The following is a 13,529-nucleotide window of genomic DNA, read 5'->3' on the forward strand; positions in this document are numbered from 1 at the left end:
CGGGGACAATCAAAGGAGTGAACATGACGACGACTGCAGCACGCTACGACCGGAAGATCGAAACTCAGGGCACTGGCGCCAAGACCGTGGTGAGCGCGCCCGACAAGGTCATCGCCCGCAACCTCACGCCCGCCCAGAAGCGCGCCGTGGCGTTCGCCCAGCAGCAGATTCTGCGTGCGCGGGCCGCGCGCAAGGCCAAGGACGATCGTCAGGCCGCGCTCAACCGCATGTGGGCGAACGCCGACAGGGAGGAGACCGAGGTCGATGCCGTGCGCCACGCCGAGCGCACCCGCATGGTGTCCGGCGAGGACGGGCAGATCTCCCTGCGCAAGGTGATCGGCGAGGTGCTGCGCAGCCTGCGCACCAAGGATCACAAGACCCTGCGTGAGGTGAGCGGCAAGGCCGGCGTCTCCCTCGGCTACCTTTCGGAGGTCGAGCGCGGACAGAAGGAGGCCAGCTCCGAACTGCTGGTGTCGATCACCCGTGCGCTCGGCGTGCCGCTTTCCGACATGCTGATGATGGTGGCCGACCGCGTGCGCGAGGTTGAGGGGCGCGACTAGGTTCGTCCTTCATGCAGGAACGCGAATTCTGGGAATTGCTTGAGGAGGTCTTCGGCCGTTCGTACGGTCGGAGCCTTTCTCATGATCAGGCACTTGCCGCGCTGGACTCCATGACGGCCGCCGAGGCCCTTGAGGCCGGGGTGGAGCCGCGTGTGGTGTGGAACGTGCTGTGCGATCAGATGGATGTGCCGGATTCCCGTCGATGGGGACGGGATCACAATGCGCCTCCGATGCCGGCCGTGTCGTGGTGAGCGCCGCGGTCGTGGTGATTGTCGCGGCGGTTTCGGACCGACCGTGGTTTCCGGACCGGTCGTGGTTTTTCGACCCGACCGTGATCCCGGGGTCGGTCATGATTTCCGGTCGGCCGTGGTTTTTCGGAGTGTCGCATGACTTCGAACAAATGTTCGGGTATAGTCGGGTGCGGATGCTGGCGATCGGTGCCGCCGCGTGGTCGTGATTGTGGACGGCGGCACGTTCATGCACATTTCCCGTACGGCTGGCGCCCGCAGTGAGGGACGGCGTACGGTGAAGGCTCCAGCGGTTACGAACGTAAGGAGACACTGATGGCACAGAAGACGACACAACAGAAGACGTCCCCGAAGAAAGATAGCGCCGAGGAACTCGCCAAGCGCCGTCAGGCGGCATTGGACACGGCGCTGGCCCAGGTGGAGAAGAGCTTCGGCAAGGGCTCGGCCATGCGTCTGGGCGACAAGCCGGTACAGGAGGTGGAGGTCATCCCCACCGGCTCCCTGGCCTTGGATCTGGCCCTTGGCATCGGCGGCCTGCCCCGCGGCCGAATCGTGGAGGTCTACGGACCGGAATCCTCCGGCAAGACGACGCTGGCCCTGCATGTGGTGGCCAATGCGCAGAAGAAGGGTGGCGTGGCAGCCTTCATCGACGCCGAGCATGCGCTTGATCCCGAATACGCGCGCAAGCTGGGCGTGGACACCGACTCCCTGATCGTCTCGCAGCCGGACAACGGCGAGCAGGCGCTGGAGATCGCCGACATGCTGATCCGTTCCGGCGCGCTTGACGTGATCGTCATCGATTCGGTCGCGGCGCTGGTGCCCAAGGCCGAGATCGAAGGTGACATGGGCGACAGCCACGTCGGTCTGCAGGCGCGTCTGATGAGTCAGGCGCTGCGCAAGATGACCGGCGCGCTCTCGCAGGCGGGTACCACCGCGATCTTCATCAACCAGCTGCGCGAGAAGATCGGCGTGTTCTTCGGCAGTCCGGAGACCACGACCGGCGGCAAGGCGCTGAAGTTCTATGCGTCGGTGCGTCTGGACATCCGACGCATCCAGACCATCAAGAACGGTGACGAGGCGGTCGGCAACCGTACCAAGGTGAAGGTCGTGAAGAACAAGATGGCCCCGCCGTTCAAGACCGCGGAGTTCGACGTGCTGTACGGCGAGGGCATCTCCACCGAGGGCTCCATCCTCGACATGGGCGTGCAGACCGACGTCATCAAGAAGTCCGGATCGTGGTTCACCTACGAGGGCGACCAGCTGGGACAGGGGCGTGAGAAGGCCCGGCAGTTCCTCAAGGACAATCCCGCCCTCGCCGATGAGATCCAGCACAAGATCAAGGTGGCGTTCGGCGTGGAGCAGCCCGACGAGATCGACGATTCGTCGTCGGACGACGCCGGGGCGCCTCAGGATACCCAGGAATCCTCCGTGGCGGCGAGCGACGTTCCCGCATCGGCCGTCCCCGCGGCCAAGCAGTGACGGTTCCGTTCGACGATGATTTCCGTAGAGGAATTCCTTCGGCGTCATCCTGTGCAGGTCGAATCCGCGCCGGACTCCGGCCCATCGGCGGATTTGGGGGTGTCGGCGGTTTTTGGGGCGTCGGCGGATCCCGATCAGCGGGACGGTTCCCGGCGTGATCGTTCCTCCCGTCGGCGTTCGGTTTCCCGGACCCCGAAAAGGGGCGGCTTCGGCGCCGGCCGGGGCACCTACGGCGAAGGGCCGGAGAACCCCGCCGACGCCGACGCCTGCAGGGAGGCCGCGCTGACCCTGCTGGATTCCGCGGCAAGGTCCTCCGGCGCGCTGGTCCAGCGTCTGAAGGCGAAGGGCTATGACGAATCCGTCGCCGAGGAGACGGTCGACCGGCTAATCGAGGTGGGGCTCGTCGATGACGAGGCCTATGCCCGCTCCATGGTGCGGTACTGCGTCGGCCGGCAACTGGGGGAGCGGGGAACGATCCGTGAGCTCACCCGCAAGGGCGTGGACGCCTCGCTTGCCGCACGGGCCGCCGAACACGCCCGGCAGGCCGGCCTGTTCACGGAGGCCGCCTATGAGCTCGGCCGTCGCGTCGCCGCGCGTACGGAGGGATTGGACCCGTCGGTGCGTCGGCGTCGTCTGTGGAGTGCCGGCGTGCGCAAGGGGCATGGTCCCGACACCATCCGTCAGGTGGCCGAGGATCTGCTGCCGTTGCACGACGAGGCATGACAGGATCGTGACGGGGCGTGGTGATGCGTGATACGCGAAAAGTAAGGGGATGAGACCTCTTATACCCCGGGTTCTGTCGCGTGTCGCCACGCGGATGGCCATCCATCTCGACCTGACGTCGCCGCCAGGCTCTAGCAGCCTACCCGAAGACACGGGCGAGCAGCCCTTGACGTCTTCTGCTTGGCCTTGCTCCCGATGAGGCTTGCCATGCGGCTCCCGTTACCGGTCGCCCGGTGGTCTCTTACACCGCCGTTTCACCCTTACCCGCGCGAAGCGGGCGGTCTGTTCTCTGTTGCGCTATCTCTCAGGTCGCCCTGGGCGGACGTTATCCGCCATCGTGCTCTGCGGAGCCCGGAAGTTCCTCAACCCGCGTCCTGTTCAGGACTTGGGTCGCGGCCATCAAGAGGTCTCGGCAAACCACCATACCAGCTCCCAGCCGACTTTCATTACGCTTTGCGGTGTTTTGTCGATGTCATTAACGCAAAACCGGGATTTCATCGGCTAGACTGGGAGACATCCTTCCGGCGATGTTGCCGAAAGGTGTCCACAGCGGCCGTTGGCCGCTCGATCAAGGAGGTCCACATGGAAATCGTCGTTACCGGACGTCACACGCAGATCAAGCAGCGCTTCCGTGATGTTACAGAGAACAAGATGAATCGTGTGACCGCAATCGCTCCCGATGCGCAGAGGGCGCAGGTCGTGGTGACGCATGAGGGCAATCCCCGTCAGGCGGATACCGCGAAGAAGGTGGAAATCACCGTTATCGCAGGTCGTACCGTCGTCCGTGCCGAGGCTTCGAGCACCGACGAGTTCAGTGCACTGGATCTGGCGCTGGACAAGCTGACCCTCCGTCTCCGTCGTTCCCGCGATCGTCGTAAGGACCATCGTCGCGGCTACACCAACCCGCAGCCCGTCGATCTCGGCGTGGTCGAACCGCCGGCCGAGCCGGAGGAGCCCGCCGAGGAGCCGAGCAACAGCCCGGCCGATGCGGTGGCCGGTGATCTCGGACCGGGCGAGTCGGTCGAGGTCCAGGTCGGCGATACCCCGATCGTCATCCGCCGCAAGCTGCACATCGCCGAGCCGATGAGCATCGACGAGGCCCTGTACGAGATGGAGCTCATCGGACACGACTTCTTCCTGTTCGTGAACAAGGAGACCAACCGTCCGTCCGTGGTCTACCACCGTCACGGATGGAGCTACGGCGTCTTCGAGATCGACACTCCGGAGAACGTCGAGAAGTCCAAGTAGTCCGCATCAGGCATTGACGCGACGCCCCGCCATGGGTCCCATGGCGGGGCGTCGTCGTTGTGGCGGTCGGCGATATCCCCCCAAAATCAAAAGGTTCGCGTAGTATGGTTGCAGTTTGTGCCCGGAAGACATACGGGCGCGCCGATATGGGACAACTGAGGAGTGACTCGTGGTAAACGTTCTGGACAAGGTCCTGCGCATTGGCGAAGGTCATCAGCTTCGTAGGCTTCAGGCCGTGGCCGTGGCGACCAACGACATGGAAGACAAGATCTCCGCTTTGTCGGACGACGAGCTGAAGGGACAGACCGCGAAGTTCAAGCAGCGTCTGGAGAACGGCGAGAAGCTCGACGATCTCATGCCGGAGGCGTTCGCCACGGTCCGGGAGGCCTCGAAGCGCACGCTGGGCATGCGCCACTTCGACGTGCAGCTCATGGGCGGCGCCGCCCTGCACTGGGGTAACATCGCCGAAATGAAGACCGGTGAGGGCAAGACCCTGGTTGCCACCCTGCCGAGCTACCTCAACGCCCTCGAGGGCAAGGGCGTGCACGTAGTCACCGTCAACGATTATCTGGCCAGCTACCAAAGCGAGCTGATGGGCCGCGTCTACCGCTTCCTCGGCATGAGCACCGGCTGCATCATCACCGACCAGAAGCCGCCGGAGCGCCGCAAGCAGTACAACGCCGACATCACCTACGGCACCAACAACGAGTTCGGCTTCGACTACCTGCGTGACAACATGGCGTGGGAGAAGGCCGATCTCGTGCAGCGCGAGCACCATTACGCCATCGTCGACGAGGTGGACTCCATCCTGATCGATGAGGCCCGAACCCCGCTGATCATCTCCGGTCCCGCTGAGGGCGACGTGACCCGCTGGTACCGTCAGTTCGCCAAGCTGGTGCCGAAGCTCAAGCGCGACGAGGACTACGAGGTCGACGAGAAGAAGAAGGTCGTCGGCATCCTCGATTCCGGCATCACCAAGGTGGAGGACTACCTCGGCATCGACAATCTGTACGAGCCGAGCAACACCGCGCTGATCGGCTACCTGAACAACGCCATCAAGGCCAAGGAGCTGTTCCTGCGCGACAAGGACTATGTGGTGCAGGGCGGCGAAGTGCTGATCGTCGACGAGCACACCGGCCGCATGCTGCCCGGCCGCCGCTACAACGAGGGCCTGCATCAGGCCATCGAGGCCAAGGAGGGCGTGGAGGTCAAGGCCGAGAACCAGACCTTCGCCACGATCACCCTGCAGAACTACTTCCGCATGTACGACAAGCTCGCGGGCATGACCGGTACCGCCGAAACCGAGGCCGCCGAGTTCATGAACACCTACAAGCTGGGCGTGCTGCCGATCCCGACGAACCGTCCGATGATCCGCGAGGACAAGGACGATCTGATCTACCGCACCAAGAAGGAGAAGCTGGCCGCCATCGTCAAGGACGTGGCCAAGCGCCATGCCAAGGGCCAGCCGGTGCTGCTCGGCACCGCCTCCGTCGAAAGCTCCGAGGTCGTCTCCTCCCTGCTGGACGTGGCCGGCATCCCGCATCAGGTGCTCAACGCCAAGCAGCATGCCAAGGAGGCCGCCGTCGTGGCCGTCGCCGGTCGCAAGGGCGCCGTGACCGTGGCCACCAACATGGCCGGTCGTGGTACCGATATCATGCTCGGCGGCAACGTCGAGTTCCTCGCCGACCAGAAGCTCAAGGCCCAGGGATTCTCCCCCGAGGACACCCCGGAGGAGTACGAGAAGCGCTGGCCCGAGACCCTCAAGGCCGTCAAGGCCCAGGTCAAGGACGAGCACGAAGAGGTCAAGAAGCTCGGCGGCCTGTACGTGCTCGGCACCGAACGCCATGAGTCCCGTCGTATCGACAACCAGCTGCGAGGCCGTTCCGGCCGTCAGGGAGACCCGGGCGAATCCCGCTTCTACCTGTCGCTCGAGGACAACCTCATGCGCCTGTTCAACACGCAGCTGGTGGCCCGCGTGATGGCCAAGGGCATGCCGACCGGCGAGCCCATCGAGTCCAAGAGCGTCTCCAAGGGCGTGCGCAATGCGCAGAAGGCCGTGGAATCGCGTAACTTCGAGATCCGCAAGAACGTGCTCAAGTACGATGACGTGATGAACAAGCAGCGTACCGTGGTATACGCCGAGCGTCAGGCCGTGCTGAAGGGCGAGAACATCGACGCCGACATCAAGCGGTTCATCTCCGACACCGTCGCCTCGTACATCAAGGGCGCCACGCAGGGCACCGACAAGCCCGCCGAATGGGATCTCGAGGGCCTGTGGAAGGCTCTGGTCCAGATCTACCCGGTGTCGCTGGAGATCGACGACGCGAAGAAGGCCATCGAGGGCGAGAAGAAGGCCGAGAAGGCCACCGAGATCCTGCACGATCTCATCGTCGCCGACGCCGACAAGCAGTATGCCGAGATCGAGAAGGTCGTCGGCGTCGAGGGCCTGCGGCAGCTCGAGCGTCGTGTGGTGCTGGCCGTGCTCGACCGCAAGTGGCGCGAGCACCTGTACGAGATGGACTACCTCAAGGACGGCATCGGCCTGCGCGGCATGGGTCAGCGCGACCCGCTCACCGAATACCAGCGCGAAGGCTACCAGATGTACAACTCCATGGTCGAGGGCATCAAGGAGGAGTCCGTCCAGCTGCTGTTCCACGTGGACATCCAGCAGGTCGCCAAGTCGCAGGACCTGAGCACCGAGTCCGACGAGGACGAGGCCGTGAGCGAAGCCACCCGCAAGATTGACGGCGCCGACGCACAGGCGGCTTCGGCCGACGAGCTGTCGACTAGTGCCCCCGCCGATCCGGACACCGAGGACGAGGATGCCGACGAAGCCGAAGTCGAGGAAGAGGAAGAGGCGGCCAAGCCCGTGCGCACCGAGATGGGCAGCGTGACCGGTCCCAAGCCGATCAGCCACGAGGATGCGAAGGTGCCCGCCAACAAGCGTCCGAAGAGCGAGGAACTGCACGCCCCCGAGGCCGATGGACGGACCTTCCCCGGCACGCCGAAGAACGCGCCGTGCCCCTGCGGCTCCGGCAAGAAGTACAAGATGTGCCACGGCAAGAACGAGAAGAAGAAGTGAGTCTGCCGCTGTAGCGGGCCGATGACGGGGTCTCCTCCCTGCGGGGGAGACCCCTTTTCGTATTGTGGACGGCTGTGCGCGATGGTTGGTCTACGCAACATGCAGCCGATACAATGGCCACGTCAATCAAGGGCGTGAATGCGCCAAGGAGGGATAACGATGGCCGAACTCACATGGAAGTCGGTATTGACCAAGCTCGTCGGGGGCGATCACCTTACCGCCGGGGAAAGCGAGTGGTTCGTCGACGACCTGATGAAGGGACAGGCCAATCCCGCCGCGGTCGGCGCGGTGCTGGCCACCCAGCAGCAGCTGGGCCTGACCGCCGAGGAGGTGTCCGGAGCCGCGAAGGCCATGGTGTCGCATGCCGTGCCGCTCAAGGTCAGCGGTGAGACCACCGACATCGTCGGCACCGGCGGCGACGGCGCCCAGACCGTGAACCTGTCGACCATGGGATCCGTGGTGGCGGCCGCCGCCGGCGTGAAGATCGTCAAGCACGGCAACCGCGCGGCATCCAGCAAGTGCGGCGCGGCCGACTGCCTCGAGGAGCTGGGCCTGCCGCTGGACCTCACCCCCGAAGCCGTGGGCGAGGTCGGCGACGAGGTGGGCATCACCTTCGCATTCGCCAAGACCTTCCACCCCGCCATGCGGTTCGTCGGACCCATCCGCGCGGCGCTGGGCATCCCGTGCGTGTTCAACGTGCTCGGACCGCTGACCAATCCGGCCAAGCCGAAGCATGTGGCCATCGGCTGCGCCAACCGGGCGATGAGCCCGATCATGGCGTCCGTGTACGCCGCCAACGGGCAGACCGGCATGGTCTACACCTCGAACGAGGGCCTCGACGAGATGGCGCCCACCGGTCCGGTCTCCGTCTGGGAGTTCCGCGACGGCACGGTGAGCGAAACCGAATTCGATCCGACCGTGGAACTGGGGCTGTCGAAGATCACCGTGGATGATCTGCGTGGCGGCGAGCCCGAGCTCAATGCGCGTCTGACCCGTGACTTCCTCGGCGGCAAGGACGTGCCGTTCCGCACGACCGCCCTGCTGAACGCCGCCTCGGCCATCGTGGCCGACGGCTCCCAGCTGCCCGACGCGAACGCGTCCCTCGCCGAGCGGTTCAGGAAGGCGTATGCCCTCGCCGAAAGCGCCGTGGACGACGGCCGGGCGCTGGCGCTGCTCGACCGCTGGATCGAAGTGGCCCAGTCCAAGCGTGCCTGATCGCTGATCCGTAGCGTTCCGTGCGTGGCCGCGGAACGCGATGATCGGAGCGGGGGTGAACGCCGAACGAATCGGCGGTCACCCCCGCTCGTCGTTTCCGCGGTGTTTCCCGTCGCGGCGCGATGTTGCGCGCGCGGGAAACAAATACCAACCGTTCGGTAGGTTTTTCGGCGTTTTGCGGCGTTCCGCTGATACAATGAAATCGTCGGTAGAACGTTCAAATCTTCATTGTTCCGCTCGAGGTCGAACGGACCGACCGGAGATTCGGCATGGCAGGAGGAAGCATGTACACGCTTGGCATCGATATCGGAGGAACCAAGATCGCGGGCGCCATCTGTGATGATGACAACAAGATCATCAGCCAGTGGCGGGAGCCCACCCCCGAGGATCCCGACGAGATCAACGCGGTGATCGTGGAGATGTACCGCAAGTCCGTGGAACTGTACGGATCGGTGCCGCGAATGGGCATCTCCGCCGCCGGCAACGTCAAGGAGGATCGTCGTACGGTGACGTTCTCCGCCAACATCGCCCAGTGGATCGACTACCCACTGGCCGATCGCATCGAGGAGCTCACCAACCACGAGTGCAAGGTCATCGTCGAGAACGACGCGAACTGCGCCGGCTGGGGTGAATATATCCTCGGTACCGGTCGCGGCAGCAAGAACATGGTCATGCTGACGGTGGGCACCGGTCTGGGCGGCGCCATCGTGATCAACGGCAAGCTCTACCGCGGGTCCTTTGGCATGGCCGCCGAGCTCGGCCATCTGCCGATGGTCTCCGACGGCGACTTCTGCGGCTGCGGCCTGCGCGGCTGCGCCGAACGGTACACCTCCGGCAACGCGCTGGAGCACTTCGCCAAGTCCGCGGTCCGCCGCATGCCGCAGAAGGCCAAGCGCCTGATGGAGCTGTGCGACGGCGACATCAACACGCTGGAAGGCAAGATGGTCTCCCAGGCGGCCCAGGAAGGCGACGAACTGGGTCTGTACGCCTTCGGCAAGATCGGCGAATGGCTGGGACGCACCATGGCGGCCATCGCCGCGGTGCTCGACCCCGATCTGTTCGTCATCGGCGGCGGCGTGGTCTCCGTCGGCGACATCCTGCTGGAGCCGGCTCGCTACAACTACGTGCGCTTCCTGCAGGCGGCCGCCTACCGTGAGCACGCCAAGGTGCTGGCGGCCACGGCCGGCGGCGACGCCGGCATGATCGGCGCGGCCGATCTCGCCCGCATCGAAGAGGACTGATCGGCCGATCGGTCCTCGCGGATCCGTACGATCCGATTCCCGGATCCGAGTCTCCGGATCCGGGTGATTAGACCCGGGTGATTAGACCCGCGCCCCGTCATCGAAGATGTCGGCGCGGGTCTCGCTATGTCCGCGGTGTCGGGCGAACAGTCCCGCCGCCCCCAACAGGGTCATCACGCCTCCCGCGGCCCCGAACAGGCTGGACAGCCCCGGCACGAACAACGCCAGCGCCAGACAGAGCACGCCGAGGACCAGCAGTGCGACGAACAGCAGCGTGGCCTTCCGCACCGAGCCGATCTCCGGATTCGGGGGAGTGAACGGCGACCCCTCATCCATCACCTCATCGACGTCCAGCCAGCTACGGCCGGTATGGTCGCGGGGCCCGGCGCCGGCGAATCCGCCTGCGTTCGGCCCGTTGCCGGCGAAGGCCTCCGACTTGAGATCGCGGACATCGAATCGTGCCTGCTTCTCGGCCTTCTTCGCGGCGCGATCGAATTTCCTCGCACTGCGCGAGCGGGCCACGTCATTGAGGTCCTCGCTGTGCGACGCCATGAAATCGGCCCATGCGGCCTCGTCGTCCGGTCGGCTTCCGTGGCCATCGGGGCCGGTATTTGAAGCGGACGGGGTTGCGTTGCTATCCTTGTTTGCGGTCATACCCAATACTGTAGCCATCAATAAGGCCAATCCGGTCTGGAGGTTTTCGTGCTCTACTGGTTCTTCGTCAAGGTGCTCGGTCCCATCGCGCGTCGCCGTCTCGGGCCCTCCGCCACGGGTGTGCGCAACATTCCCCGTACGGGAGGCGCCATCATCGCGGCGAATCATCTGGCCGTCATCGACGATGCGTTGCTGCCGCTCACCTGCCCGAGAATGATCCACTTCATGGGCAAGGCCGAATACTTCGAAGGCAAGGGCCTCAAGGGCAAGTTCAAGAAGTGGTGGTTCACCTCCGTCGGCGTGTTCCCCGTGGACCGTTCCGGCGGCTCCAAGTCGCTCGGCGCGCTCGAGCACGCCCGCGAGATCATCGAGCAGGGCCATCTGTTCGGCATCCATCTGGAGGGCACGCGCAGTCCCGACGGCCGTCTGTACCGCGGACACACCGGCGCGGCCCGTCTGGCGTTCGAAACCGGCTGCCCGATCGTCCCCGTCGCCATCATCGGATCGCGCGAACTGCAGAAGCCGGGTACCGTGATCCCGAAGAAGGGCCGTACCCGCGTCATCTATGGCACGCCGATCCCGGTGGTGAAGAAGCCCGCCGACGAGATCACCCATGAGGAGATCCGTTCGCTCACCGATCAGGTGATGGAGGAGATCCGCAAGATGAGCGGACAGGAATACGTGGACGAGTACGCCCAGACCGTGAAGAAGCGTCTGGCCGCCCAGGGCTGAACCCCTCTTCCGGATCCGATACGAAAGGCCGCCGCACAACCCGTTGAGGGAGGTGCGGCGGCCTTTCGTCATACGGCCCTGGGTTCCGGATCTCACACCACGTTGATCGTGATGGTGGTGGCGTTGCCGGACTTGTCCCTCAGCCGTACCGAGGAGCCGGCGGCCGGATTGGTGCCGGAGACCATGTCGAATACGGGATCGTTGGAGTTCGGCTTCTTCACCTGCACGTTGACCTTGACCTTGAATCCCATGCCGGTGAGCGTCTTGGTCGCATCGGCGGTGCTCTTGCCCACCAGATTCGGCACGGACGCCATCTGCGGGCCCTTGGAGATCACGACGCTGACGCTGTCCTTCCAGTGCAGCGACTCGCCGGTCTTCGCCGATGCGGAGGACACCTTGCCGGCGTCCACGCTGTCGGAGAACTCCTCGGTGAACGTCACGTTGAGATGCAGCGCCTCCAATGCGGCCTTGGCCGAGGCGCGGGTCATGCCGTTGATGTTCGGCATGGTGACCGGCATCAGCCCCTTCGAAAGCACCACGGTGACCTGCTGGTTGTGGTCGATGGTGGATCCCGGCTTCGGCGAGACGCTGATCGCCGCCCCCTCGGGCACATCCATCGAATACTGGTCGGCCGCGGCATCATGCTTCACGTTGCCGAACCCGATCTTCGAAAGCGCCGCCACGGGATCCTTGCCGTTCGCCGACGCCGAATCGGTGATGTCCGCGGGGATCGTGAGCTTCTGCACGCCCTTGGAGACCACGAACGTCATGCTTTCGCCGTGGCGCTTGCTGATCCGGTCCCCGACCTGCGCCGGCGTGGAGGAGATGATGTCGCCCTTCTTCACGGTGTCGCTGTACTGCTCGGTGCTGGAATACGGGATTCCGGATACCTTCAGCGTGCGCTCGTACGCCGCGAAATCGGCGTTCTTGAGCGAGCAGGATTCGCCCTGCGCGCAATTCACGTCGTCGGCCGCGGGCACCTCCCAGTAGCTGCCGGGGCCCAGATAGTACCACCATGCGAATCCGCCGCCGACCGAGGCCGCCAGTGCCACGACGGCGATGACGATGGCGATCGCCATGCGGTGTCGCTTCGGCTTGACGGGCACCGTCTTGCCGGCGTGGGGATGCGTGTCCGCGTCGGCCGCGGCACCGTCGGTCCGGTCCGCTGCCTTGACTGGAGTGGAGGATCTGGCCGGCGCGGAAGGGGCTGCCGAACCGGCATCGCCGTCGTCACCGGTTCCGTCGGCCTTGGTGGCTTTGACGGACGCGGTCCCGGTCCCGGCGCCTCCGGTGCGGGGCGCCGGCGGTTCGCCGATCGGCAGCAACGTGGTGGCATGATCGTCCTGATCGCCGATCCGATAGGAGAGATCGGCGGGGGAGAGCCTGTCAAGCGTTTCGCTGAGCCTGACCAATGCGGCCATGGCATCGCTCGGCCGTCGGTCGATGCTGCGGTTGGTGAGCTCCGCGATGAAATCCGATACCGGTGCGGGCAGCGACGGATGGTTGAGCCTCAGCGGGGGAATGTCCTCGTGCACGTGCTTGAACACCATGGTCACGGGATTGTCTGAAACGAACGGCACCTCGCCGGTGAGCATCTCCCAGGCGACGATGCCCACGGAGTAGAGATCGCCCTGCGGCGTGGCCTGGTTGTTCTCGATCATCTCCGGGGCCAGATACGCCGCCGTGCCCAGCAGCATGCCCGTGGTGGCCAGCGTCGCCTGGGAGGCGGCCTTGGCCAGACCGAAATCGGTGATCTGCACCCGACCCCGGTCGTTGATCATGATGTTTTCCGGCTTGATGTCACGATGCACCACGCCCACGCCGTGCGCGGCCGCCAGACCGTCGAGGATCTCGCCGACGATGCGCAGCGTCTCCCGAACGGTGAACGTGCCCTGACGGTTCATCTCATAGCGCAGGTTGACCCCGTGCACGTACTCCATCACCAGATAGTCGAGTCCCTCGTACTCGCCGGTGTCGTAGATCTGCACGATATGCGTGTTCGCGATCGCCGCGGCGGAACGGGCCTCGCGCTGGAAGCGCTGGACGAACTGATCGCGATGCGGCCCCTGGGCCAGCTGCGTATGCATGATCTTGACGGCGACCGTGCGGTCGAGACGGACGTCCCGGGCCTCGTACACCGTGGCCATGCCGCCTTCGGCGATCCTGCGCACGATCCGGTATCGGCCGTCTACCACCTTGCCGATGGGCGCTTCCGTCACTTCACTCATGTCTGCAATCCTACGTTCGAACATCATCGACGTCGTCCGACGGAACCGCCGGGCGAAATCCCTCACCGTACCGAATGCCCAGCCTAATCGTTTGCGCCCCGCGTGCGGTGGACGAGACG

The 13,529-nt window shown here is 64.9% G+C and carries 11 protein-coding genes and 1 other RNA gene; 9 read left to right on the plus strand and 3 right to left on the minus strand.

Going from position 1 to position 13,529, the window contains the following annotated elements; genetic code table 11:
- Positions 1-23 precede the first annotated feature (23 nt).
- The 4 genes from CSQ87_RS06565 (at position 24) to CSQ87_RS06585 (ending at position 3,010) form a co-directional block, all read left to right on the plus strand.
- Positions 24-560, plus strand: a complete 537-nt coding sequence (locus CSQ87_RS06565) for a helix-turn-helix domain-containing protein (protein ID WP_100513063.1) — start codon at positions 24-26, stop codon at positions 558-560.
- An 11-nt stretch (positions 561-571) separates the two neighbouring features.
- Positions 572-811, plus strand: a complete 240-nt coding sequence (locus tag CSQ87_RS06570) for a DUF3046 domain-containing protein (protein WP_100513064.1) — start codon at positions 572-574, stop codon at positions 809-811.
- Positions 812-1,123: 312 nt separating this feature from the next.
- Entirely contained in the window at positions 1,124-2,287 is a 1,164-nt protein-coding gene (gene recA, locus CSQ87_RS06580; RefSeq protein WP_100513066.1) for a recombinase RecA, read from the plus strand.
- A gap of 99 nt (positions 2,288-2,386) precedes the next feature.
- Entirely contained in the window at positions 2,387-3,010 is a 624-nt protein-coding gene (locus CSQ87_RS06585) for a regulatory protein RecX (RefSeq protein WP_243388863.1), read from the plus strand.
- Between the two features lie 46 nt (positions 3,011-3,056).
- Here CSQ87_RS06585 and rnpB read toward each other — a convergent pair.
- Positions 3,057-3,422, minus strand: an RNA gene (gene rnpB, locus CSQ87_RS06590) — RNase P RNA component class A.
- A 170-nt stretch (positions 3,423-3,592) separates the two neighbouring features.
- On the opposite strand from rnpB, the gene hpf reads away from it, so the two are divergent.
- The 4 genes from hpf to CSQ87_RS06610 all read left to right on the plus strand — a co-directional run bounded on the left by hpf (position 3,593) and on the right by CSQ87_RS06610 (position 9,796).
- Entirely contained in the window at positions 3,593-4,258 is a 666-nt protein-coding gene (gene hpf / locus CSQ87_RS06595; RefSeq protein WP_100513068.1) for a ribosome hibernation-promoting factor, HPF/YfiA family, read from the plus strand.
- 169 nt (positions 4,259-4,427) lie between these two features.
- A complete protein-coding gene (gene secA / locus CSQ87_RS06600; protein WP_100513069.1) occupies positions 4,428-7,340 on the plus strand; it encodes a preprotein translocase subunit SecA in 2,913 nt (970 codons plus the stop codon).
- 159 nt (positions 7,341-7,499) lie between these two features.
- The gene (trpD, locus tag CSQ87_RS06605; RefSeq protein ID WP_100513070.1) at positions 7,500-8,555 is read left to right on the plus strand and encodes an anthranilate phosphoribosyltransferase; all 1,056 of its coding nucleotides are present in this window, start codon (positions 7,500-7,502) and stop codon (positions 8,553-8,555) included.
- A 284-nt stretch (positions 8,556-8,839) separates the two neighbouring features.
- Positions 8,840-9,796 (plus strand): ROK family glucokinase, encoded by a 957-nt coding sequence (locus CSQ87_RS06610; RefSeq protein ID WP_100513071.1) that lies wholly within the window; start codon positions 8,840-8,842, stop codon positions 9,794-9,796.
- An 81-nt stretch (positions 9,797-9,877) separates the two neighbouring features.
- Here CSQ87_RS06610 and CSQ87_RS06615 read toward each other — a convergent pair whose 3' ends face one another.
- Complete coding sequence (locus CSQ87_RS06615; protein ID WP_243388864.1) at positions 9,878-10,348, minus strand: hypothetical protein; 471 nt, start codon at positions 10,346-10,348, stop codon at positions 9,878-9,880.
- 150 nt (positions 10,349-10,498) lie between these two features.
- On the opposite strand from CSQ87_RS06615, the gene CSQ87_RS06620 reads away from it, so the two are divergent.
- Positions 10,499-11,182: a lysophospholipid acyltransferase family protein gene (locus CSQ87_RS06620; protein WP_100513073.1), complete on the plus strand. Its 684-nt coding sequence runs from the start codon at positions 10,499-10,501 to the stop codon at positions 11,180-11,182.
- Between the two features lie 92 nt (positions 11,183-11,274).
- Here CSQ87_RS06620 and CSQ87_RS06625 read toward each other — a convergent pair whose 3' ends face one another.
- Complete coding sequence (locus CSQ87_RS06625) at positions 11,275-13,410, minus strand: Stk1 family PASTA domain-containing Ser/Thr kinase (protein WP_100513074.1); 2,136 nt, start codon at positions 13,408-13,410, stop codon at positions 11,275-11,277.
- Positions 13,411-13,529 lie beyond the last annotated feature (119 nt).

This window comes from Bifidobacterium simiarum (assembly GCF_002802905.1).
In the GTDB taxonomy this organism is placed as follows: domain Bacteria; phylum Actinomycetota; class Actinomycetes; order Actinomycetales; family Bifidobacteriaceae; genus Galliscardovia; species Galliscardovia simiarum.

What these genes read in the sequence shown, in the direction of transcription:
- CSQ87_RS06565 (WP_100513063.1), top strand. Translation starts at nt 24, where the DNA reads ATGACGACGACTGCAGCACGCTACGACCGGAAGATCGAAACTCAGGGC.
- hpf (WP_100513068.1), top strand. Translation starts at nt 3,593, where the DNA reads ATGGAAATCGTCGTTACCGGACGTCACACGCAGATCAAGCAGCGCTTC.
- CSQ87_RS06625 (WP_100513074.1), bottom strand. Translation starts at nt 13,410, where the DNA reads ATGAGTGAAGTGACGGAAGCGCCCATCGGCAAGGTGGTAGACGGCCGA.
- CSQ87_RS06610 (WP_100513071.1), top strand. Translation starts at nt 8,840, where the DNA reads ATGTACACGCTTGGCATCGATATCGGAGGAACCAAGATCGCGGGCGCC.
- recA (WP_100513066.1), top strand. Translation starts at nt 1,124, where the DNA reads ATGGCACAGAAGACGACACAACAGAAGACGTCCCCGAAGAAAGATAGC.
- CSQ87_RS06570 (WP_100513064.1), top strand. Translation starts at nt 572, where the DNA reads ATGCAGGAACGCGAATTCTGGGAATTGCTTGAGGAGGTCTTCGGCCGT.
- CSQ87_RS06615 (WP_243388864.1), bottom strand. Translation starts at nt 10,348, where the DNA reads ATGGCGTCGCACAGCGAGGACCTCAATGACGTGGCCCGCTCGCGCAGT.
- trpD (WP_100513070.1), top strand. Translation starts at nt 7,500, where the DNA reads ATGGCCGAACTCACATGGAAGTCGGTATTGACCAAGCTCGTCGGGGGC.